Below are 22,331 nucleotides of genomic sequence, written 5' to 3'. Positions count from 1 at the left end.
AGGAGGGGGTCTATAAGAGAGCCCGCTGGGCTTGTCCAGCGCCCTTTTCGACTAATTGTCGAAGTCTGTGGATGGAGGGTTTTCCTCGTCGTCCTGGGCGCCCGGCACGACATAGCGATCCGACAGCCAGCGCTGCAGGTCGACGTCCGCGCAGCGCTTGGAGCAGAACGGACGGGAGGCGTCCTGGGCGGCCTTGCCGCAGATGGGGCAGGCGCTGCTCATGCCGCGGACACCTCGATACGGTCGTTGCTCCAGCCGGGTTCGGCCGAAACGGTGAAACGGCGGCCCAGGCGCTCGGCAAGACCGGCGTCGAGCGCGGCGAAGGCCTCCAGCACCGCCGGGGCGCAGCGAGCGGCTAGGCGGCCGCCGGGGTCGGCCCTCCCCTCCCGCTCCAGGGCCCTGGCCAGGCGGCGAGCGGCGTAGGGCGCGGTCCAGCCGCCGCGAGCGTCCACCAGGCGCTCCATGACCGGCCGCGCGCGACGCGGCAGGGCCATCTCCAGCGCCCCGAACTTGCTGATCGCCCCGACCGCCACGCCCGGATTGTCGGGCGCGAAGGCGTTGCGGGCGGCCACGGTCAGGGCCTGGCCGTCATGGCCGCGCCCGACCAGGTCGAACACCACCAGCCCCCCAAGGCCCTTGAGGCGCAGCACCCGGGCCGAAACCCCGATCGCGGCCATGTTGGCCTGGCGGGCGGCGCGCTTGGCGTCGCCTTCCCGGCCGCCCAGGTCGACGTCGACCGAGGTCAGGGCGCGGGTCGTCTCGATGGCGACGTCGCCGCCGCCCGGCAGGGCGAAGACCGTTTCCAGAATGTCGGCCTCGGCGGCCTCCACCGCCTCGAGGGCGCGCTCGCCCGTCGTCGGCGAACCGGCCTTCACATAGTGGCGCAGCTGCTCCTCGAGCGTCGGAGCGGCGGCCAGCACGCGCGGCTCTCCCTCCCCTTCCCCGACGAAGCGGGCCACGGCGGCCTTGTCGGCGCGCGAGGCGGTGCGGATCTCGATCTCGACCAGGCCGCCCTGCACCAGCTTGGGCATGTCGGGCTTGATCGGCAGCAGCACGTCGGCGCCGCCCGGCAGGGCCACGAAGGCGGCCCCGAAGGCGCGTTCGATGGATTTCACCCGGGCCACGCCGCGCACGCCCTCGGCGTCCAGCGGATCATCCCCCGCCCACTGCACGATCAGGCGCTCGGGCCGGCCGTCCAGGGTGACGACGCCGACGGTCTCGCCGACGCCCTTGTAGAGGTATGCGCGACGCTCGCTCATGCGACGGCCTCGCGGCGGGTCCAGCCCTTGCCGTCCAGCATGCAAAGAGTCTCGTACAGCGGCAGGCCGACCACGCTGGGATAGGAGCCCTGCAGGTCGACGATGAAGCCGCCGGCCACGCCCTGCACGCCGTAGCCGCCGGCCTTGCCGCGCCACTCGCCGCTGGCGACGTAGGATTCGAATTCGGTGTCGGACAGGCGCTTGAACACCACCCGCGTCTCGATCACCCGCGAGCTGATCGTTCCGTCCGGCCCGATCAGCGCCACGCCGGTCAGCACCTTGTGGGCGCGGCCGGTCAGCAGCTTCAGGCAATAGCGGACGTCGGCCTCGGTCTCGGCCTTGGGCAGGATGCGGCGCCCCACGGCCACCACGGTGTCGGCGGCCAGCACGAAATCACCCGGCGAGCGCGCGGCCACGGCGCGCGCCTTCTCCTGCGCCAGGCGCAGGGCATGGCGGCGCGGAGCCTCGTCGCGCAGCGGCGACTCGTCGATGTCGGCGGGATCGACCCGGTCGGGGGTTACGCCGACCTGGGCCAACAGGTCCAAGCGCCTGGGGCTCGCACTGGCCAGGACCAGCGAAGGCTGGGCGACCGTCATGTGCGCGCCCGGCTTACTTGAAGCGGTAGGTGATACGGCCCTTGGTCAGGTCGTAGGGCGTCATTTCCACGAGCACCTTGTCGCCGGCCAGCACGCGGATGCGGTTCTTGCGCATCTTGCCAGCGGTGTGGGCGATGATCTCGTGATCGTTCTCGAGCTTCACGCGGAAGGTGGCGTTGGGCAGCAGTTCGCTGACCGTACCGGGAAACTCAAGCAGTTCTTCCTTAGCCATCAGGCCTCTCAACAGGGGTTCAATAGCAACGCGGCCCGCGCGACCCGTGGGCGAGTCGTGACGCGAGCCGCGGCTGCGAGGCGGGGCTTATAGCGCATTCACCCCCCGAACGTCGATGGTGTCCCGAAACGCGCGCGGATCGCGGCCGAAAGCGTGTCGCGAACCTCACGATAGGCGGCCAGCATCGCCTCGCGCGAGCCGTCGTTCACCAGGGTCGGATCGTGGGTCGGCCAATACTCGATCTCGACGGCGCGGTCGCGCGACAGCTCCACCGCCCGGTGCTGGGCTTCCGGCGTCAACGAGACGACGACGTCGAAGCTGTCGTCCTCCAGCTCGTCGAAGGTCTTGGGCCGATGGGTCGCGACGTCGACGCCCATCTCGTCCATCACCGCCACCACGAAGGGGTCGATCCCCTCCCCGGCCGGATCAGGCTTCAGGCCGCACGAGTCGACATAGGCCCGGGTTCCGTAGAACCGCTTGAACAGCGCCTCGGCCATCGGCGAGCGCACGCGGTTGTAGTTGCAGGTGAACAGCACCGCATCGGGCAGATCGACCACGATCAGCCCCGCCAGTGCAGCGCGCAGATCAGGGTGAAAAGGCGCCGGGCCGTGTCGAGATCGGTCTTCACCTTGCCGTCCAGCCGCTCGCGCAGCAGGGCCGAGCCCTCGTTGTGCAGGCCGCGCCGGCCCATGTCCAAGGCCTCGATCTGCTGCGGCGTCGAGTTGCGGATCGCCTGGTAGTAGCTGTCGCAGATCATGAAATAGTCGCGGATCACCCCGCGGAACGGCGACAGCGACAAGAGGTGCCGCTTCTCGTAGCCGCCGCCGACGATGTCGAGCGCCAGGCGGTTCTCGATCAGCGACAGCTTCAGGTCATAAGGCCCGCCCTGCGCCTCGGCCGGCTCGAAATAGTTCTCGTCCAGCAGGTCGAAGATCGCGACCTGGCGCTCCTGCTCCTGGTCGCGCGAGGCCGCCGCCAGCGAATCCTCGTCGATGGCGATCGTCTTCAGGAAGTGCTTGGGCGTGTCTGACATCGGATGGCGAGATTTGCCCGTCAGCTCTTCGAAGGCAACCTGATCGACGCCGACAAGGCGTGCGCCGGCAGGCCCTCGGCTTCCGCCAGCGCCGCCGTGTGCGGCCCCAGGATCCCGAACGAGGCCGCGTCGCACTTCACGATCGAGGTGCGCTTGATGAAGTCGTAGATCGACAGGCCCGACTGGAAGCGCGCCGCGCGACTGGTGGGCAGCACGTGGTTGGAGCCGGCCACGTAGTCGCCGATGGCTTCGGGCGTCAGGCGGCCCAGGAAGATCGCGCCGGCGTGGCGCACCCGGTCCGACAGGCGTTCGGGGTTCTCCATGGCGAACTCGACGTGCTCGGGCGCGATGGCGTCGACCAGGGCCGGGCTCTCGTCCAGCGGGGCGATGATCACCGCGCCGTGGTCGCGCCACGAGGCGGCGGCGTCCTGCCCGGTCGACAGGGTCTTCAGGCGTTCGGTCACGGCGGCCTCGACGGCGGCGGCGAAGCCTTCGTCGTCGGTGATCAGGATCGACTGGGCGGCCGGGTCGTGCTCGGCCTGGCTGAGCAGGTCGGCGGCGATCCAGTCGGGATTGTTGGCCGCGTCGGCCACGACGACGATCTCGGACGGACCGGCCAGGGCGTCGATGCCGACCACGCCGTACAGGCGGCGCTTGGCGGCGGTGACATAGGCGTTGCCCGGGCCCACGATCTTGTCGACCGGCTGGATTGGACCCGCGCCATAGGCCAGGGCGGCCACGGCCTGGGCCCCGCCCACGCGCCAGATCTCGGTGACGCCGGCTTCCTTGGCCGCCGCGAGCACCGCGGGTTGAAGCTTGCCGGGCGGAGTGACCATGGCGATGCGGTCCACCCCCGCCACCTGGGCCGGCACGGCGTTCATCAGCACGGTCGAGGGATAGGCCGCGCGGCCGCCGGGCACATAGACGCCCACGGCCTCCAGCGGCGTCCAGCGCCAGCCGAGCTCGACGCCGGCTTCGTCGGTCCAGGCCTGGTCGGCCGGACGCTGGCGGCTGTGATAGACGCGGATGCGTTCGGCGGCGAAGGCGATGGCCTCGCGGACTTCCTGCGAGCACTCGGCCGCGCCGGCCTCGATCTCGTCGGCGGTGACGCGCACGGTGTCGGGCGTCAGCTCCACCTTGTCGAAGCGGCGGGTGTAGTCGAGCACGGCGTCGAGACCGCCGTGTCGCACGGCCTCCAGCACATCCGCGGTCGCGGCGTCGACGTCCGCGGGCGAACCGCGGCGCTCGTCGAGGAAGGCCTTGAAGGCCTGGGCGAAGTCGGGGCTGGAAAAGTCGAACCGGCGCATGGGGCCTAGATGCGCGTTTTTGCGGCGGGAGCAAGGGAGAAATCCCCACGCCGCCGCCAGCGCCGCTGGCGATCGCGCCCACACAAGACGCCCCTTGGTTCCGGCCGAGCGGGCGTCTAAACCCAAGCTTGAGTTTGCGTACGGGGGAGCGTCGCGTGATCATCGGCATCGATCTGGGAACCACCAACAGCGCCGTGGGCGTCTGGCGGGATGGAAAGGTCGAGCTCGTGCCCAACAGCCTGGGCGCGGTGCTCACCCCTTCGGCGGTGGGCCTGGACAACGACGGCGCGCTGCTGGTCGGTCTGGCCGCCCGCGAGCGGCGCTCGACCCACCCGCACCTGACCGCCACGACCTTCAAACGCTACATGGGCACGACCCGCGCCACGCGGCTGGGCGACAAGTCCTACAGCCCCGAGGAGCTGTCGGCCCTGGTGCTGGCGCGGCTCAAGGCCGACGCCGAGGCCTATCTGGGCGAGCCCGTGCGCGAGGCCGTCATCACCGTGCCGGCCTATTTCAACGACAAGCAGCGCAAGGCCACCCGCCGGGCCGGCGAACTGGCCGGGCTGAAGGTCGAGCGGCTGCTCAACGAGCCCACCGCCGCCGCGCTGGCCTACGGCATCCACGAACTGGCCGACGAAACCCGCTTCCTGGTCTTCGACCTGGGCGGCGGCACCTTCGACGTGTCGGTGCTCGAGATCTTCGAGGGCGTCATCGAGGTGCGCTCTTCCACCGGCGACAACCGGCTGGGCGGCGAGGACTTCAACAAGGTGCTGGTCGACCGCATGCGGGCCGCCCACCGCGAGGCCTTCGCCGCCGACCTGCTCGGCGAGGCGCTCACCACCCGCCTGGACGCCGCCGCCGAGAAGGCCCGTCGCGCCCTGACCACCGCCGACCGCGCCGAGATGGCGGTCACCTGGAAGGACCAGGCCTACACGCTGGAAGTCACCGCCGAGGACTTCGAGGCCGCCGCGGCGCCGCTGCTGGCCAAGCTGAAGGAACCGGTCACCCGCGCCCTGCGCGACGGCGGCCTGCGCCCGGACGACCTGAAGGAGATCATCCTGGTCGGCGGCGCCACGCGCATGCCCGTCGTGCGCCGCGCCGTGACCCGCATGTTCGGCCGCTTCCCCTCCACCGCCGTCCACCCCGACGAGGCCGTGGTGATCGGCGCGGCGATCCAGGCGGGCCTGAAGAGCCGCGACGTCGCCCTCAAGGACGTGGTGATGACCGACGTCTGCCCCTACTCCCTGGGCGTCGACGTCGCCGAACAGGGGCCTGGCGGGGCGCTGCGCACCGGCATCTTCTCGCCGGTCATCGAGCGCAACACGGTGGTTCCGGCCAGCCGCTCGAAGATCTTCAGCACCATGCAGAACGGCCAGCGCAAGGTGCTGTTCGGCATCTATCAGGGCGAGGCGCGGATGGTCTCCGAGAACGTCCGCCTGGGCGAGGTCGAGATCCCCGTCCCGCCCGCCAAGGCCGGCGAAATCTCGCTGGAATGCCGCTTCAGCTACGACGTCAACGGCCTGATCGAGATCGACGTCCTGGTGCCCCAGACCAACGAGCGCCGGCAACTGGTCATCGTCGACGAGGACGACCGCAACGCTCCCGACCTGGAAACCCGCCGCGCCGCCCTGGCCGCGCTGAAGGTCAATCCGCGCGACACCGACGCCAACCGCGCCGCCATGGCCCGCGCCCAGCGCTGCTACGAGATGTTCCTGGGCGACGTGCGCGAGCATGTCGGCATGCTGCTGTCGCAGTTCGAAGGCGTGCTCGACGGCCAGGATCCGCGCCAGATCGACGCCGCGCGGCAGCAACTGCTGGCGGCCCTGGACGAACTCGAGGGCGAGAGCTTCCTGTGAGCCACGACATCTGGGACGTGCTCGGCATCGAGCCCACCCGCGACCGCGACACCATCCGCCGCGCCTACGCCCGCAAACTGCGCGTCACCAATCCCGAGGACGACGCCGAGGGCTTCATGCGCCTGCGCGAGGCCCACGACGAGGCGGTCGCGCGGATCGACTGGGACTGGATGTGGGAGGAGGACGAAGAGGGCGAAGACGCTGATGGCGGCCAGGCCGGCGATCCGCACGCCGCCTCGCCGACCCTCGCGCCTGTCGCCCTGGCGACGATGGAGCGCGCCCTTCCCGCCTCGCCCGCGCCGCCCACGCCCGAGGCCGAGGAGCTGCAGGCGCGGATCGAGCGTCTCGAACTCCTGCTGCGTGGCTACGAGATCGCGCCTGCCGCAGAGCTCGAAGCCGCCTTCCACGCCGTGCTGAACGCCGAGGCCCTGGAACAGATCGCGGTCGCCGACGAGGTCGAGGCCCGGCTGTCCCACCTGCTGCTGGAAACCGCGCCCCGATCGGACGCCCTGCTCGCGCCGGCGGTCGACGCCTTCCGCTGGCGGCGCGACGACCTGCATTTCGAACCCTCGGCCGCCGCCGAGGCGATCATCCAGCGCCGCGACTTCGTCGAGCGCCGCGATCGCCTGCTGCGCAACGACGATCAGGCCAGCGCGGTCGTGGCCGTGCTGCAGGGGCCGCCGACGGCCAAGGTCCCGCTGTGGCGACGCCTCAATCCGCGCTTCGAGATCGTCATGAAGACCTTGCTGGAGCGTCTCGGCGCCGGCGACGGGGTGCTGATGGCCGGCTTCGACGCCGAAACGGTCGCCCTCTGGCGCAGACGGTATGAGCGGCCCCGGCTGAGCTCGGGCATGATCTGGTTCACGCTGGGCGCGCCGCTGCTGGCCCCGCTGATCGCCGCCGTCAACAACCTGTCGCCCCCAACCCTGCTGGCGGTCTACCTCGCCACGGCGGGCGTCATCCTGGCCGGCCAGCTCTTCTATCTCCACGGCTACCTGCGCCTGAAGACCGCCTGGGAGATCCATCGCTCCTGGCGCGCCGGCGCGCTGGAACGGATCGGTTGGGCGCCGCTCAGCCTCGTGCTGCTGCCGGTGTCGGCGCTGCTGCCCGACACCCTGTGGAGCCCGCTCGCAGTGACCGGCCTGGGCGCCCTGCTGCTGGCCTGGACCTACATCACTACCGATGAGGCCTCGGGGCTGGCCCTTCCCCTGCACCAGCGCCTGCTGGGACAGGTTGTCCCGTTCGCGTGGGCGCTCAGCCTGCCGCTGTTCGACGTCGACGTGATCACCCCGTCGATGATCCTCGCCCTGGGCGTGGCGGCCGCCGTCGACTTCCGCGGCGGCACGCAGGTGATCCAGGCCTGGCATCTGGAGATGGCCAAGCCCCTGCGCCTCCTCGGCGCGTTGGCCTTCCTGGCCGCGGTGATCGTAGCCGGTCTGGCGGCGTGGCGAATGACCGGCGAGACCCTGCCGGCCTGGGCCCCGCTCTGCGTCGCCGTGGTCCTGGCCCTGGCGATCGGCCACCGGCTGCCCACCGCCGTGCTGGGCGAGCAGCTCGCCCAGGTCCGCTACTACGGCATGTTCGTGCTGTTCTGGCTCAGCCGGGGCCTCGACGTCATCGTCGGCTCCTGGCTGGTGATCAGCACCCTATGGATGCTGATCGGCATGGCCGTGGGCGTGATCCTGTCGCTGACCATCGAAGCACGCGACAGGACGTCGGCTCGCTAGGCGGCTAGCCCTCGGCCATCCAGCTGGGCTTGCGCTTGGCCAGGAACGCCCGCACGCCTTCCTGCCCCTCGTCGGAGACGCGGCGGCGGGCGATGCGGCGGGCGCTGTCGTCGATCAGGCCGCGGTCGATCTTCTCGAAGGCGAAGTCGTTGACCAAGGCCTTGGCGTCGCCGATCGCGCCAGGCGCGCAGACGACCACCTCCTCGATCAGGGCGTCCTGGGCGGCGACCAGCCCCTCGACGTCGTCGAACACCTCGTCGACCAGGCCGTAGCTCCAGGCCGCGTCGGCGTCGAACACCCGGCCGGTGGCGAACAGCAGCTTGGAGGTGCGCGGCCCCAGGGCGGCGATGACGTAGGGGCTGATGGTGGCCGGGGTCAGGCCCAGCTTCACCTCCGAGAAGGCGAACTTGGCGTCGGCCGTGGCCAGCGCATGGTCGCAGGCGGCCACCAGGCCGGCGCCGCCGCCGAAGGCCGCGCCCTCGACCAGGGCCACGGTCAGGGCCGGAATGTCGTGCAGGGCCTTGAGCATCCGCGCCAGTTCCAGCGCGTCGTCGCGGTTGTCGTCCTCGTCCCACTCGGCGGCGGCCGCCATCCATTCCAGGTCCGCGCCGGCGCAGAACGTGCCGCCCACGCCGCGCAGGAACACGATCCGCACGCCCTCGGCCCCGTGCAGGGTCTCGAAGGCCTGGGCCAGGGCGGCGATGGTCGCCTGATCGAAGGCGTTCTTCTTCTCCGGCCGGTTGATCCACACCGTCACCGCCCCTTCGGGCGTGGACTCCATGTGGACCAGCGGGCTCATGGCGTCGGTGTCCGGCACCTCGACGATCGGGTCGGCGATGGGGTTGGTCATGAGCACGCTCCTTGTTGAAGTCCGCCGTCACACACTGGGGCGAAAACCTCGTCCTTCGACAAGCTCAGGATGAGGTTTTTCTACGATCCGCGCCTTGGACCTCACCCTGAGCTCGTCGAAGGGCGGGGTCCATGCACGGCCCTCGTCAACGATACGCCCAAAGCAGAGGTTCCGCTTGAACCGTCACATCCTGAAGACGCCGAAGGTGGTCTCCGGAATCGGCGCGTTCAGGCTGGCCGATATGGCCAGGCCCAGCACGTCGCGGGTTTGAGCCGGATCAATGATGCCGTCGTCCCACAGCCGCGAGGTGGCGTGGTACGGGTTGCCCTCGTCCTCGTAGCGCTGGCGGATCGGGGCCTTGAAGGCCTCGGCCTCGTCCTCGCTCCAGGTCGCCGCGTCCCGGTGCACCGTGGCCAGCACGCTGGCGGCCTGCTCGCCGCCCATCACCGAGATCCGCGAATTGGGCCAGGTGAACAGGAAGCGCGGGCTGTAGGCCCGGCCGCACATGCCGTAGTTGCCGGCCCCGAAGCTGCCGCCGATCAACACCGTGAACTTCGGCACTTCCGCGCTCGCCACCGCCGTCACCAGCTTGGCGCCGTCCTTGGCGATGCCGCCGGCCTCGTACTTGCCGCCGACCATGAAGCCCGAGATGTTCTGCAGGAACACCAGCGGGATCTTGCGCTTGCAGGCCAGCTCGATGAAGTGCGCGCCCTTCAGCGCGCTTTCGGAAAACAGCACGCCGTTGTTGGCCAGGATCGCCACCGGCTGGCCCCAGATGCGGGCGAAGCCGCAGACCAGGGTCGTGCCGTACAGCGCCTTGAACTCGTCGAACTTCGAACCGTCGACGATGCGGGCGATCACCTCGCGCACATCGTAGGGCGCGCGCACGTCGGTCGGCACGACGCCGTAGATCTCTTCCGGGTCATAAAGCGGCGGCTCGGCGTCGGCGACCACCGCCTCGTGACGCTTCTCGGCGTTCAGGTTGGCGACGATCGAACGGACGATCTCCAGCGCGTGCTCGTCGTCGTCGGCCACGTGGTCGACCACGCCCGAGCGGCGGCCGTGGGTGTCGGCCCCGCCCAGTTCCTCGGCGCTGATCACCTCGCCGGTGGCGGCCTTCACCAGCGGCGGGCCGGCCAGGAAGATGGTGCCCTGCTCGCGCACGATGACGGTCTCGTCGCTCATCGCCGGCACATAGGCGCCGCCGGCCGTGCAAGACCCCATGACGCAGGCGATCTGGGCGATGCCACGGGCGCTCATCCGCGCCTGGTTGAAGAAGATCCGGCCGAAGTGGTCGCGGTCGGGGAACACCTCGGCCTGGTGGGGCAGGTTCGCGCCGCCGCTGTCGACCAGATAGACGCACGGCAGGCGGTTCTGCTCGGCGATCTCCTGGGCGCGCAGGTGCTTCTTCACCGTCATCGGGAAATAGGCGCCGCCCTTAACCGTGGCGTCGTTGGCGACGATCATCACCTCGCGGCCCGACATCCGGCCGATGCCGGCGATGATTCCCGCGCCCGGCGCCTCGCCCTTGTAGAGGTCGAAGGCGGCCAGCTGGCCGATCTCCAGGAACGGCGAGCCCGGGTCGAGCAGGCGCTCCACCCGCTCGCGGGGCAAGAGCTTGCCCCGGGCGGCGTGCTTGCTGCGGGCGCTCTCCGAGCCGCCCAGGGCCGCGGTCGCGACCCTTTCGCGCAGTTCCTCCACCAGGGCCGTGTTGTGGGCAGCGTTTTTCGCGAACGAAGCGCTGTTCTTGTCAATAAGCGTGTTCAGCTTCGGCATATACGAGGCATAGCCTTTTCCGTTTCCATCCGAAAGCGGCGATATTTCACCCTCATTGGCAAAGCTCGCCGGTTCCGTTTAGCGTCCGTCCCGTGGTCACCCTACCCGACTTCATGGCCGACTCGGCCCTGGCCCGGCTGTTCGCGCGCGAAGGGCGCGAGGGCGACGCCGCCTGGTTCTCCCTGCCCGGCGGCTCCCTACTCTATGCGCCGGGCGAGGCCTCCGACCACCTCTACTTCCTGCGCACCGGCCGCCTGGGCGCGTTCCGGCGGGAAGAAGGCCAGGAACCGCAGTTCCTGGGCGTGATCCGCCCGGGCGAGCCGGCCGGCGAGATGGCGATGATCGCCGGCGCGCCGCACTCGGCCCACATGGTCGCCTTGCGTGATTCCGAGGTCCTGGCCCTGCCCCGCACGGCCTTCTTCGAGGCGGTCGAGCGCGACCCCGACGTGATGATCGAGCTGTCGCGGCTGATGATCCGCCGCGCCCGCCAGGCCGGCGCCCACGCCTCGATCGGCGATCCGTCGGTCTACGGCTTCATCGCCGCCAGCGAGGGCCCGCCGATCCGTCCGATCGTCGAACGCATCGCCCGCTGCATCGCCTCGCTGGGCTACGCCGTCACCGTCGAGGGCGGCGAGAGCCTGCTGGCCCCCACCGAGTGGTTCAGCCGCGTCGAGCGCACCCACGACTTCGTGCTGTACGTCGCCGAGATGGGCGAGACGGCCTGGAAGCACGTGGTCGGCCGCCAGGTCGACCGCCTGTTCCGCGTCGGTCGCGGCGACCACCGCCCGCCGGGCGAGCTGCCGACCTACGCCTCGCGCCCCCTCCAGGCCCAGCGCCTGATCGACCTGATCCTGATCCAGCCGCCCAGCGCCAAGCGGCCGCAGGGCTCTCAGGCCTGGCTGGAGGCCACCGACGCCGCCCGCCTGTTCCACCTGCGCGAAAACGGCCTGGCCGACGTCGAGCGGCTGGCCCGGGTGCTCACCGGGCAATCGGTGGGGCTTGTCCTCTCCGGCGGCGGCGCGCGGGCCTACGCCCACGTCGGCGCCGTCCAGGCCCTGCGCGAGCGCGGCGTGCCCATCGACTTCGTCGGCGGCGCCTCGATGGGGGCGATTGTCGCGGCCGGCCTGGCCATGGGCTGGGACGACGGCGAGATGGAGACCCGCATCCGCCAGGCCTTCGTGGAGTCCAGCCCCCTGGACGACATCGCCTTTCCCCTGATCGCCATGACCCGGGGCGAGAAGGTCAAGGATCGACTGCACGAGCATTTCGGCGACATCGACATCGCCGACCTGTGGCTGCCGTTCTTCTGCGTCTCGTCCAACCTGACCTCGGGCGCCTATCACCTGCATCGCACGGGGCCCCTGCATCAGGCGCTGAGGGCCTCGATCTCGCTGCCCGGCGTGCTGCCGCCGGTGACCGACGGCGAGGCCGTGCTGGTCGACGGGGCGGTGATGAAGAACTTTCCCGCCGACGTCATGCGCGCCTTCCAGCTGGGGCCTATCATCGGTGTCGACGTCACCCGCGGCCGCAGCATCACCGCCGACGACATCGTCACCCCGCCCTCGTTCTGGCGCTGGCTGTTCTCGGGCGAATGGCGCAAGGGCCCGCCGATCGTCGCCCTGCTGATGCGCGCGGCCACCGTCTCCACCGGCCGAGACCTGGCCGCCAGCCGCGAGGCCAGCGACGTGCTGATCACGCCAAAGCTGGAAGGCGTCGACATCCGCGACTGGAAGGCCTTCGAACCGGCCGTGGCGGCGGGCTTCGAGGCGGCTGCCCTGGCCTTGGACAGCCTGGAGGTTCCGGTGACGGAGCTGCGGCGCAGGAAGAGCCTGGCGGAGATGGGGTAGTTTTTGATCCCTCTCTCTTGGAGAGAGGGAGGGGCCCGCCGCGAAGCGGTGGGAGGGTGAGAGGTTTCACCGTCAGCCGGCGAACCTCGGTTCCTTCAACTACGAGCGAAATCCCGCGACTACTGCCGAATACCCAACCAGGCGCGCTCCATTCGGAGAGAGGGTAACCTCTCACCCTCCCACGCCTTGCGGCGTGGGCCCCTCCCTCTCTCAAAGAGAGAGGGTCGACACCCTCTACCGCCGCGCCACCACGAACAGCCGCGTGAACGGCAGCAGCGTGATCCCGTCCGCGCGCCTCGGATAGTCCTCGGCCAACCGCGTGCGCCACGTCGCCAGGAACGCGGCCGTCTCCTCGCCGCGCTCCAGCCGCTCCAGATACGGCCGAAGGCTCGTGCCCGAGGTCCAGTCGACGATCGGGTCCTCCCCCTCCAGGGCGTGGACATAGGTCGTCACCCACACGTCGAGGTCCGAAGCCAGCGGCGAGAGCCAGTCGTGATAGGCGCGCGGATCGTGGCCCTGGCGCACGCCGTCCAGCGCCGCCAGCTTGCCGGCCCACGGACCGTCGGCGGCGACCTCTCGCAGGCTGCGCCGCCAGCCAGCGTCCTCGACCTGGGGGATCTGGCAGGCCAGCACCCCGCCGGGCGCCAGGCTGTCCAGCAGGCGCGGAAACAGCGTCTCGTGCCCGTCAAGCCACTGCAGGGCCGCGTTGGTGAAGATCAGGTCCGGCGCGACGGCCGGACGCCACGAACCGATGTCGCCCAGCACCCAGTCGACGTCCGCGCCCTGCCCCCGGGCGCGCTCCAGCATCTGCGGGCTGGAGTCCAGGCCGTGGACCACCGCCCCGGGATGCCGCGCGGCCAGCAGGGCGGCATGCTCGCCCGGCCCGCAGCCCAGATCCCAGATCTCCCTCGGATCAAGGTCGCGAGGGATCTTCAACATCAGGTCCAGGGCCGGCCGGTCGCGATAGGCGCGGTAGCGGGAATAGACGTCGGGATCCCAGGCGGGCATGGCGCGACTCTCTGCGACAATTCGCGCACGACCATGGAGCCCCGCGTCCGTTTTGTCGCATATGAAACCATCGGCCGGCTTCCTATCTTAGAAGGGTAAGAGCGACGCACGCAGCGTCGCCCCGTCATCCAGAGGAACCATCGCCGTGACCCGCACCGCCGCTACCGCCGCCCCGACCGCCCAGCGCCCCCGCGCCGTGGCCCTCGCCGCGCGCGTGAACGGCCCCCGCGTGGCGGCCCTGGCCCTCAACCTTGGTCTCTGGACCCTGATCCTCCTGGCCTGGCGCGCCCTCTAGCCAGTTCCCAGGAGCGCGGCCCCGGATCGCGCATCGCCCCCCTTTGCGCGACCCGGGGCTGCCCCCAACTCTGCTCGCCGAAACAGCTTCGACACGGCCCCGTCGCCCTGCGACGTCCCGCCTCTTGCCAACGGCGCGCCAGCACCCAACCTTAGTGTTGCGTCAGGTTGTGACGCGCAGCCGAAAGGAGGTGATCCAGTGTCTCATTTGTCGATCGCGAACGCGCTGGAACGCTCCGTGAAGACCATGGGTCAAATCTGACCTCCAGCGCCTTTTGCGGACAAATGCCGTCCTTCGGCCGCGCGCCCGAGCGCAGGCCGTGAACGGATCGGAAGCCTCGGACACGGTCCGGGGCTTCTTTCGTTTCGGAACGACGTTTTGCGAATAGAAAATCTCGGCGCCACGCGCCTCGCTCGCGCCTCCACGAAGCGCGGTCGACAGACTCGCCAGGCGCATTGACGCCCGGCGGAGCCCCCCAGAAAATGGAACTGGCCCCGCCCTCTGCAGGACGGAACGGTCAGAGCTTTCAGGCGCGCCCGCAACCCCTTGCGAGACCCGCCTTCCGGAAGCGTCGACCACGGCACGCACACACAACGCCGAGAAACGCGACCACAATCTGTAGTGACTAAAAGACCGCTATAGACACCGGTATCCTCGTCGCGCCTGAGCCGCCTTCCGATGGCTCCGGGCGCGCCGCCGAAGCGACCGGTGGGATGACTGTCCCTCCTTGCTGACTACCCCAGACGGCAGGCGGTTTCGGCGGGGCGTTTGGAGCTTGGGAAGGGCCGCTTGGGCGTCTCCTGTCGCTTCCTCTCAATCCCGATCTTGCCGTCGGCCGGGCGCGCGGACGCGCCGAATGTCGCCACACTGAGCAGGATGAGCGCCAAAATCAAGCACTAATCCCGATTGTTGCAAAAGCATTCCATCATATGGGAACAAAGTGCTTTAATTGTCACATGAATGGGGCTGCGGGCCTCACGGACGTAATTTTGTCTCCCGACCGTTGACTCGGCGCTTCGGTTTGGAAATGGATGGATACGTTCCGTACGCAGAGACCAAAGGTTCGCGGCGGAACGACAGACCGCCTTAGACAGTGCCGCGTGCCCGCAACACGCGCACGATCGCAGAAGATCGAGATACGGACCGGCGCAGCGTTTCGCCGCCGGCCGTCGAGGCGTCAGCTCCTTACCCCAGGCCCGCCGTCAGGACGATCGCCCGCCAGAGCGCACAGCGCCGCCGGGTCCGTCCTGTCCTCGACCTTCGCGCATCGCAACGGCCCAGGCCCGGGACTTCCGATTCGACTGCCGGTCTTCGTCGGACGCTTCCGCCGCCCAGGCTTCCATCTCACGACTTTAAAGCCAGCCGCCTCGAGAGACGCCGCTGGCCCGGGCGGTTCGCCGCCCACGCTTGGAGGAATACTATGAAGGTCAACACCAAGGTCCGACGCGATAACGGACTGCTGCGCACCACGGGCATGGCGGCTATCCTGCTGATGATCGGCGGCGGCTCGGCCCTCGCCCAAACGGCTCCGGCTCCCGCCCAGGACACCGGCGCCGCGACGGAAAACGCCGTCGAGGAAGTCATCGTCGTCGGCACCCGCGCCAGCCTGCAGTCGGCCATGGGCCGCAAGAAGCGCGCGAACACCGTCTCCGACTCGATCGTCGCCGAAGACATCGGCCAGTTCCCCGACAAGAACGTCGGCGAGGCCCTGGGCCGCATCACCGGCGTCCAGCTGGCGCGTGACTTCGGCGAAGGCAACGCGGTGTCGATCCGCGGCGTCGAGCCCGATCTGAACCGCGTCGAGATCAACGGCGTGGGCGCCCTGTCGACCGCCGGCAACCTCAGCGTCTACGGCGGCGGCGGCCGCTCGAACGACTTCCGCGAACTGCCCTCGGAACTGGTCAAGTCGATCGACGTGTTCAAGGGCTTCACCTCCGACATGACCGAAGGCGGCGTCGGCGGCACCGTTTCGGTGACCACCAACAAGCCGCTGGACTTCAAGAAGCCGACCTTCTCGATGACCGCCTCGGGCCAGAAGCTCGACACCCAGGGCGGCTGGAAGCCGCGCGGCAACCTGTTCGGCGCCACCCAGCTGTTCGAAGGCCGCCTGGGCCTGATGGGCAACCTGACCTACGACCGCGTCATCACCCGCGGCGACTACTACGACGGCAACTCGTGGGCCCGCCTGGCCGACTTCGACAACACGGCCGAGAAGACGGTCGAATACTACAACCCGGCCTACAACCAGACGGTCAACGACTACCTGCGCGGCTTCAACACCGAAGCCAGCTGCGCCAGCGTCGTCACCCCGGACTCGTCGGTGCTGTCGAACGCCCAGGCCCGCACCGCCTGCGAAAGCCAGTGGTACGACTACAGCCCGCGCGTGCCGCGCTACCGCGTCTGGGACCGTGACTCCAAGCGCTCGTCGGCCGAACTGACCGCCCAGTACAAGTTCACCGACGACCTGACGGCGTACGTCACCTATCAGCGCAACAAGCGCGAAGACGTGATGAACGACATCAACTACGGCACCGGCCTGACGTCGCTCGACGCCCTGAACTACGGCCCCGGCTGCGCCCGCGTGACGCCGGCCACGGCCCAGAACGTTCCCGGCGTGAAGGTCGACGCCAACCACAACGTCACCGAATTCGTCATCGGCGACTGCCTGGGCACGGCCAACCGCGGCGGCAACAACGCCTTCAGCATCTCGTCGCGCGACTTCACCTACGAGACGGACTCCGAGTACGTCACCTACGGCTTCAACTACCAGAACGACCGCTGGAAGATCGACTTCGTCGGTTCGAACGCCTCGACCGAGACCATCAGCGAGACCAACAACGCCTCGGTGTCGTTCAACACGCCGGGCCTGAAGGTCACCCTGGCCGACGGCACCTCGGCGCCGATCTTCACCTTCGCCCCGGGCTTCAGCCCGTCGGACGCGGCGGCGGTCAACCAGTACCAGATCCAGTACCGCCCCTCGCAGTCGGCCAACTCGGAAGACCAGTACAAGATCGACTTCGAGTACCGGACCGAACTGCCGATCATCAAGTCGATCAAGTTCGGCGGCCGCTACTCCAACGCGGCGATCTCGGGCTACGGCTACGGCGGTCGCGTCATCGACGGCGGCGCCAACCCGACCAGCGCCCTGGACGACATCGTCATCTACGCCAACTCGGTCAACTCGACCGCCACGGTGGTCAACGGCCAGGCGGCCGACCAGACCAACCCGGTGCTCGGCAACGCCTACCAGACCAGCTACTGGAACTCGACCGAGAACTGGTCGCGCGCCTTCTCGAACCAGGTCTTCGCCGCGGCGATGACCGACCTGCCGTCGAACTTCTACTATGCCGGCAACGGCCTGCCCTCGACCTGGAAGTACCCGACCTTCGCCGGCATCTCCCAGTACCTGGACACCAGCCACTTCAACCTGAACAACCTGTATCAGGGCGTCGGCAACGACGGTAAGACCTACGACCAGATCCCCTACAGCATCGACGAGAAGACCAACGCCCAGTACCTGCGACTGGACTACGGCTTCGACCTCGGCGGCCGTGAGGTGCTGGGCAACTTCGGCCTGCGCCGCGTCTACACCGAGACGTCGTCGACCGGTCAGGTGACCCGCAACGAAACCCGCCTGGTCAACGGCGTCGCCTCGACCAACACGGTGTCCAACACCCAGGCGACGTTCAAGCGCGACTACACGATCTGGCTGCCCAGCTTCAACATCCAGACCTGGCTGATCGACAACCGCCTGAGCGCGCGCGCCGGTTACGCCCAGCTGATGGCCCGCCCGCTGGGCAACTTCATCATCCCGAACGTCACCTGCACCATCAACTACACCAACGACGGCACGGCCGAAGACGGTCCCGACAGCTGCTCGGCCGGCAACCCGGGCCTCAAGCCCTATCGCGCCGACCAGTACGACCTGTCGTTCGAGTGGTATCCGGACACCGACACCCAGCTGTCGGCCGGCTTCTTCTACAAGGACATCAAGTCGTTCTACCTGTCGCAGCGGACCAACCTGGGCCAGCAGGACATCTTCGGCGACGGCACGCTGTACTACTACAACACCTACATCAACGGCGACGGTGCCAAGATCTCGGGCCTGGAACTGACGGCCAAGACCGCCTTCACCTGGCTGCCGGGCCTGCTGTCGGGCTTCGGCGTCGACCTGAACTACACCTACCAGAAGGCCAAGGACGTCGGCGTGTTCAGCTCGCTGGACGGCTCGTCCCTGCCCTATCCGGGCCTGTCGGAGCACAGCTACAACGCCACGCTCTGGTACGACAAGGGCCCGATCAACGCTCGCCTGGCCTACAACTACCGTTCGGAATACCTGGTCACCGCCGCGGACCAGTCGGGCAACCCGATCTTCCGCGACCCGACCGGCTACCTGGACGGCAAGATCACCTGGCGCACGCCGGTGAAGGGCCTTTCGTTCTTCGCCGAGGGCAAGAACCTCACGAAGGAAGACGAAACCAGCTGGGCCGGCGACATCCGCCTGATCAACACCGGCTACGCCGGCCGCCGCTTCTTCATGGGCGCCACCTTCAAGTACTAAGGCGCCGCGAAAGCGAAACGAGAAAGCCGTCCCGGGCGACCGGGGCGGCTTTTTTCTTGGCTTTTTGGTCCCTCCCTCTCTCATGGAGAGAGGGAGGGACCCGCGCCGCAGGCGTGGGAGGGTGAGTGGGTACGCTCTCAGCGGTAAGGACACCCAAAGATCGTCATCCCGGAAAGCCCGCAGGGCTTATCCGGGACCCAGGCGACCGGGCTCGAAGCTTGGCTCAAACACCCGATGGACGCCGCACGCATTGCGGCGGCCCCTGGGTCCCGGGTCTGCGCTGCGTTCCGCCCGGGATGACGGCCGTGAGGTGAAGGTGAAACCAGCGAACTTTGAAACCTCTCACCCTCCCACCGCTTCGCGGCGGGCCCCTCCCTCTCTCTAAGAGAGAGGGTTTTAAGAGAGAGGGTTTTTCGCCTTCCCCTTCTTGCTCAGGTTCAGCGCCACGCCGGCCAGGAACAGCGCCCTCAGCGCCGCCTCGTCGATCGCCGCGCCCTCGTGGATGTCGATCGCCCGGCGGGTGTTGCCGTCCAGGCTGGAGTTGAACAGACCCGCAGGATCGGGCAGCGACGCCCCCTTGGCGAAGGTCAGCTTGACGTAGGCCTTGTAGGTCTCGCCGGTGCAGACGATGCCGGCGTGCGACCACACCGGCGTGCCACGCCACTTCCACTCCTCCAGCACGTCGGGGTCGGCCGCGTGGATCAGGGCCCGCACCCTGGCCAGGGTCTCACCGCGCCAGTCGCCCAGCGAGGCGATGCGCTCGTCGATCAGCTTGCCGGCTTCAACGCCGCTTTGCGGCTCGCCGGTGGCTCCCGCCTTCATGCTCGATCCTCCCTCACAGTTTCTCGCCAGGCAGGGCCGCGGCCTGGCGCACCCAGTCGGCGAACCGGGCCTCGTCCCAGCCCCCGTCGCCCAGGCTGTCCTCGTAGACGTCGAGATAGCGGACATTGGCCTGCTTCGACGGCCCCGGCGGCGGCGGCTCCAGGGCCGCGCCCTTGAAGAACGCCACCTTCACGTAACGGGTCATGCAGTGGAGGCTGAGGAACCAGCCCTCGCCGTCCGGCGCGCCGTAGAACGGCGAGTTCCACTTCACCGCCTTGCGCACGCCGGGAACCTCGCGGGCGACCACGGCGTCGATCCGCTCGCCCACCTGGCGCTTCCAGCCCGGCATGGCGGCGATATAGGCCTGCACGGGCCCGTCGCCGTCGCCCTTGGGGATCTGCGGATTGCCGCCCGAAAGCAGCTTCACCGGCGCCGTATCGCCCGTCATGGCTCAGCCCTTCCTCCGCCAGCGCAGCACATGGGGCAGCGCGAACAGATAAAGCCCCGAGACCAGCAGCAGGATCAACGGGATCAGCGCCAGCAGGCCCACCCAGGCCGCCGGCTGGCCGCGCGTGCTCATCACGACGATGTAGGTCAGCACGCCCAGGGTGAAGGCGATGGAGAGCCAGCGATGGCCCTGGCGGATGAAGCCGCTCATGGTGTCCTCCCTTTGTTGTGGTTGCGTGGTCCTCGTCCTTCGACAAGCTCAGGATGAGGACCATGGCCGACTCGGCGGTTGAAAACCCTCACCCTGAGCCTGTCGAAGGGCGAGGGTTTCGCCCCCTACCCTTCCCCCGCCAGCAGCCCGTCCAGCTTGTCGAAGAAGGTCTTCCAGCCGGCGTGGGCGCCGCCATAGGCCTGCTTCTGGTCGGGGCGGAAACCGGCCTGCTCCATGCGCAGGTGCGTGCCGCTTTCCGTCGGCGTCAGCGTCAGGGTGACGATGCTCTTGAGGCCATAGGCCGGGTCCTCGTGCTCGAAGTCCCAGCGGTAGGCCAGCACCCGGCCCGGCTCCAGCGTCAGGACCTCGCAGTCCAGCACGCCGCCCCACTCGCCTTTCAGCTGGAAGCGGTGGCCGATCTTGGGGGCGAAGTCGTTCTTCATCAGCCACTCCTCGATCAGGTGCGGCTGGGTCAGGGCCCGCCACAGCTTTTCCGGGGGATGCGAGAATTCCCGCTCGACGACGGCGGTGCGCGTATCGGTCATTGGTCCATCCTGCTCAGCAGATCCTCGAGGGCGTCGAACCGCCCCTCCCAGAACCGCGCCATCTCTTTCGTCCAGTCCGCCAGCGGTCCCAGGGCCGCCGTATGCGGGCTGTAGTGGGTCTGCCGCCCCTCGTGCCGGTCGGCGACCAGTCCGGCCGCCTTGAGGGCCGCCAGGTGCTTGGACACCGCCGGCTGCGACACCCCCGCCGTCGCCGTCAACGCCCCCACCGTCTGCTCGCCCTCGCGGCACAGCCGCTCGAACAGGGCCCGGCGGGTGGGGTCGGCCAGGGCGCGGAACAGGAGGTCGGTCTGGGTTTCCATGGGCGGATATTGATAACTCACGGGTTATGCAATATCTATAACCGGAGAGTTATGATTTGGTCAATAGCGACCCGCCGGCCCGTTCATCAAGATGCTCCCCCTGAAGGGGGAGCTGTCGCGGAGCGACTGAGGGGGAAGGGATTATGGCGCGAGCAGACGCTCCAAACTCATCAGACACTTCCCCCTCCGGCCCTCCGGGCCACCTCCCCCTTCAGGGGGAGGATCTGGATAGCGAACCTCCCCCTGTGGGGGAGGCGATCGCGTTAGCGATCGGTGGGGGGAGTGGGTGTGAAATCGGTCGACGCCCCGGAAGCTGAAGCTGAAAACGCCCCCCTCCGTCGCCTTCGGCGACACCTCCCCCACAGGGGGAGGATCATTGTCTACGCCCCGATCAACTCGCGGCCGATCAGGTAGCGGCGGATTTCGTTGGTGCCGGCGCCGATGTCGTAGAGCTTGGCGTCGCGCAGCAGGCGCTCGACCGGCCATTCCCTGGTGTAGCCGGCGCCGCCCAGGGCCTGGATGGCTTCCAGCGACACCTTCACGGCGTTCTCGCTGGCCATCAGGATCGCGCCGGCGGCGTCGAAGCGGGTGGTCTTGCCCGCGTCGCAGGCGCGGGCCACGGCGTAGACATAGGCGCGGGCCGAGTTCAGGGCCACGTACATGTCGGCGACCTTGCCCTGCATCAGCTGGAACGAGCCGATCGCCTGGCCGAACTGCTTGCGGTCGCGCACATAGGGCAGAACGTAGTCGAGGCAGGCCTGCATGATGCCCAGGGGACCGGCCGAGAGCACGGCGCGCTCGTAGTCGAGGCCGCTCATCAGCACCCCGACGCCGCCGCCCACCGGCCCCATGACGTTCTCCTCGGGGATCTCGCAGTCCTCGAACACCAACTCGGCGGTGTCGGACCCGCGCATGCCCATCTTGTCGAGCTTCTTCGAGACGCTGAAGCCCTTCATGCCCTTCTCGACGAGGAAGGCGGTGATGCCGCGGCTGCCTTCGCCGGTCTTGGCGTAGACCACCAGCACGTCGGCGTGCGGGGCGTTGGTGATCCAGAACTTGGTCCCGTTCAACACGTAGCGATCGCCGACCTGCTCGGCGCGAAGCTTCATCGAGACGACGTCCGAGCCGGCGCCGGCCTCGCTCATCGCCAGGGAGCCGACGTGCTCGCCGCTGATCAGTTTCGGCAGATAGCGGGTCTTCTGTTCGGGGGTCGCCCAGCGGCGGATCTGGTTGACGCAGAGGTTGGAGTGGGCGCCGTACGACAGGCCCACCGAAGCCGAGGCGCGGGAGATCTCCTCCATCGCCACCACGTGCTCGAGATAGCCCAGGCCAAGGCCGCCGAACTCCTCCTCGACGGTGATGCCGTGCAGGCCAAGGTCGCCCATCGGGACCCACAGCTCGCGCGGGAAGGCGTTGGTCTCGTCGATCCGGGCCGCCAGCGGCGCGATCTTGTCGGCGGCGAAGCGGGCCGTGGTTTCACGAATCGCGTCGGCCGTCTCGCCGAGCGCGAAGTCCATCGAGGGTGCGGTTTGCAGCGTCATGCCCGCAGGCATAGCACAAACGCCCGCCGATCAACGAGACCGGCGGGCGTTCATGCTCTTTTCTTCGGCGATCAGGGGTCCGACCGGCCTTTCAGCCA

The 22,331-nt window shown here is 68.8% G+C and carries 21 protein-coding genes; 5 read left to right on the top strand and 16 right to left on the bottom strand.

Annotated features, from left to right (window positions below; genetic code table 11):
* Positions 1 to 51: 51 nt before the first annotated feature.
* The 7 genes from yacG to hisD form a co-directional block, all read right to left on the bottom strand.
* Positions 52 to 222 carry a DNA gyrase inhibitor YacG gene (gene yacG, locus DDF62_RS15450; protein WP_116489921.1) on the bottom strand — a complete coding sequence of 57 codons (171 nt, stop codon included), beginning with the start codon at positions 220 to 222 and terminating at the stop codon, positions 52 to 54.
* Positions 219 to 1,259, bottom strand: a complete 1,041-nt coding sequence (locus DDF62_RS15445) for a ribonuclease E/G (RefSeq protein ID WP_116489920.1) — start codon at positions 1,257 to 1,259, stop codon at positions 219 to 221. The genes yacG and DDF62_RS15445 overlap by 4 nt, the downstream gene beginning before the upstream one ends.
* Positions 1,256 to 1,855 (bottom strand): Maf family nucleotide pyrophosphatase, encoded by a 600-nt coding sequence (locus tag DDF62_RS15440; RefSeq protein ID WP_116489919.1) that lies wholly within the window; start codon positions 1,853 to 1,855, stop codon positions 1,256 to 1,258. The genes DDF62_RS15445 and DDF62_RS15440 overlap by 4 nt, the downstream gene beginning before the upstream one ends.
* 13 nt (positions 1,856 to 1,868) lie before the next feature.
* Positions 1,869 to 2,087 (bottom strand): translation initiation factor IF-1, encoded by a 219-nt coding sequence (gene infA / locus DDF62_RS15435; protein WP_004617696.1) that lies wholly within the window; start codon positions 2,085 to 2,087, stop codon positions 1,869 to 1,871.
* Between the two features lie 98 nt (positions 2,088 to 2,185).
* Positions 2,186 to 2,647 (bottom strand): arsenate-mycothiol transferase ArsC, encoded by a 462-nt coding sequence (locus tag DDF62_RS15430; protein ID WP_116489918.1) that lies wholly within the window; start codon positions 2,645 to 2,647, stop codon positions 2,186 to 2,188.
* A complete protein-coding gene (locus DDF62_RS15425; RefSeq protein ID WP_116489917.1) occupies positions 2,647 to 3,120 on the bottom strand; it encodes a UPF0262 family protein in 474 nt (157 codons plus the stop codon). Before DDF62_RS15425 ends, DDF62_RS15430 begins: the two co-directional genes overlap by 1 nt.
* Before the next feature lie 20 nt (positions 3,121 to 3,140).
* A complete protein-coding gene (gene hisD / locus DDF62_RS15420; protein ID WP_116489916.1) occupies positions 3,141 to 4,427 on the bottom strand; it encodes a histidinol dehydrogenase in 1,287 nt (428 codons plus the stop codon).
* Positions 4,428 to 4,582: 155 nt separating this feature from the next.
* On the opposite strand from hisD, the gene DDF62_RS15415 reads away from it, so the two are divergent.
* Together DDF62_RS15415 and DDF62_RS15410 are read left to right on the top strand one after the other, a co-directional pair.
* Positions 4,583 to 6,283, top strand: coding sequence for an Hsp70 family protein (locus DDF62_RS15415; RefSeq protein ID WP_116489915.1), 1,701 nt, complete (start codon positions 4,583 to 4,585; stop codon positions 6,281 to 6,283).
* On the top strand, positions 6,280 to 8,010 hold the full coding sequence (locus DDF62_RS15410; RefSeq protein WP_116489914.1) for a hypothetical protein: 1,731 nt from the start codon (positions 6,280 to 6,282) through the stop codon (positions 8,008 to 8,010). The genes DDF62_RS15415 and DDF62_RS15410 overlap by 4 nt, the downstream gene beginning before the upstream one ends.
* 4 nt (positions 8,011 to 8,014) lie before the next feature.
* Here DDF62_RS15410 and DDF62_RS15405 read toward each other — a convergent pair whose 3' ends face one another.
* Together DDF62_RS15405 and DDF62_RS15400 are read right to left on the bottom strand one after the other, a co-directional pair.
* Positions 8,015 to 8,860 carry an enoyl-CoA hydratase-related protein gene (locus DDF62_RS15405; protein WP_116489913.1) on the bottom strand — a complete coding sequence of 282 codons (846 nt, stop codon included), beginning with the start codon at positions 8,858 to 8,860 and terminating at the stop codon, positions 8,015 to 8,017.
* A gap of 183 nt (positions 8,861 to 9,043) precedes the next feature.
* Positions 9,044 to 10,636 (bottom strand): carboxyl transferase domain-containing protein, encoded by a 1,593-nt coding sequence (locus DDF62_RS15400; RefSeq protein WP_116489912.1) that lies wholly within the window; start codon positions 10,634 to 10,636, stop codon positions 9,044 to 9,046.
* A gap of 113 nt (positions 10,637 to 10,749) precedes the next feature.
* Here DDF62_RS15400 and DDF62_RS15395 point away from each other — a divergent pair, with 113 nt between their 5' ends.
* Positions 10,750 to 12,483 (top strand): patatin-like phospholipase family protein, encoded by a 1,734-nt coding sequence (locus tag DDF62_RS15395; RefSeq protein ID WP_165832266.1) that lies wholly within the window; start codon positions 10,750 to 10,752, stop codon positions 12,481 to 12,483.
* Positions 12,484 to 12,717: 234 nt separating this feature from the next.
* Here the strand turns inward: DDF62_RS15395 and DDF62_RS15390 are convergent, their stop codons facing one another.
* Positions 12,718 to 13,491 (bottom strand): methyltransferase domain-containing protein, encoded by a 774-nt coding sequence (locus tag DDF62_RS15390; protein ID WP_116489910.1) that lies wholly within the window; start codon positions 13,489 to 13,491, stop codon positions 12,718 to 12,720.
* A gap of 145 nt (positions 13,492 to 13,636) precedes the next feature.
* Here DDF62_RS15390 and DDF62_RS25680 point away from each other — a divergent pair, with 145 nt between their 5' ends.
* Positions 13,637 to 13,786: a hypothetical protein gene (locus DDF62_RS25680; protein WP_165832262.1), complete on the top strand. Its 150-nt coding sequence runs from the start codon at positions 13,637 to 13,639 to the stop codon at positions 13,784 to 13,786.
* Between the two features lie 1,420 nt (positions 13,787 to 15,206).
* Positions 15,207 to 18,347 carry a TonB-dependent receptor gene (locus DDF62_RS15385; RefSeq protein WP_116489909.1) on the top strand — a complete coding sequence of 1,047 codons (3,141 nt, stop codon included), beginning with the start codon at positions 15,207 to 15,209 and terminating at the stop codon, positions 18,345 to 18,347.
* A 396-nt stretch (positions 18,348 to 18,743) separates the two neighbouring features.
* Here the strand turns inward: DDF62_RS15385 and DDF62_RS15380 are convergent, their stop codons facing one another.
* From DDF62_RS15380 to DDF62_RS15355, 6 genes are all read right to left on the bottom strand, one after another.
* Positions 18,744 to 19,169 carry a DUF1801 domain-containing protein gene (locus tag DDF62_RS15380; RefSeq protein ID WP_116489908.1) on the bottom strand — a complete coding sequence of 142 codons (426 nt, stop codon included), beginning with the start codon at positions 19,167 to 19,169 and terminating at the stop codon, positions 18,744 to 18,746.
* Positions 19,170 to 19,182: 13 nt separating this feature from the next.
* Positions 19,183 to 19,617 (bottom strand): DUF1801 domain-containing protein, encoded by a 435-nt coding sequence (locus tag DDF62_RS15375; RefSeq protein WP_116489907.1) that lies wholly within the window; start codon positions 19,615 to 19,617, stop codon positions 19,183 to 19,185.
* Between the two features lie 3 nt (positions 19,618 to 19,620).
* Positions 19,621 to 19,827 (bottom strand): hypothetical protein, encoded by a 207-nt coding sequence (locus tag DDF62_RS15370; protein WP_116489906.1) that lies wholly within the window; start codon positions 19,825 to 19,827, stop codon positions 19,621 to 19,623.
* Between the two features lie 125 nt (positions 19,828 to 19,952).
* On the bottom strand, positions 19,953 to 20,372 hold the full coding sequence (locus DDF62_RS15365) for an SRPBCC family protein (RefSeq protein WP_116489905.1): 420 nt from the start codon (positions 20,370 to 20,372) through the stop codon (positions 19,953 to 19,955).
* Positions 20,369 to 20,692 (bottom strand): ArsR/SmtB family transcription factor, encoded by a 324-nt coding sequence (locus DDF62_RS15360; RefSeq protein ID WP_116489904.1) that lies wholly within the window; start codon positions 20,690 to 20,692, stop codon positions 20,369 to 20,371. Before DDF62_RS15360 ends, DDF62_RS15365 begins: the two co-directional genes overlap by 4 nt.
* Before the next feature lie 380 nt (positions 20,693 to 21,072).
* Complete coding sequence (locus DDF62_RS15355) at positions 21,073 to 22,233, bottom strand: isovaleryl-CoA dehydrogenase (RefSeq protein ID WP_116489903.1); 1,161 nt, start codon at positions 22,231 to 22,233, stop codon at positions 21,073 to 21,075.
* Between the last annotated feature and the right edge of the window lie 98 nt (positions 22,234 to 22,331).

Source organism: Caulobacter radicis, from assembly GCF_003094615.1.
GTDB lineage: Bacteria > Pseudomonadota > Alphaproteobacteria > Caulobacterales > Caulobacteraceae > Caulobacter > Caulobacter radicis.
Note: the sequence above shows the minus strand (reverse complement) of the source record. Positions and strands in the feature narration are given on the sequence as shown.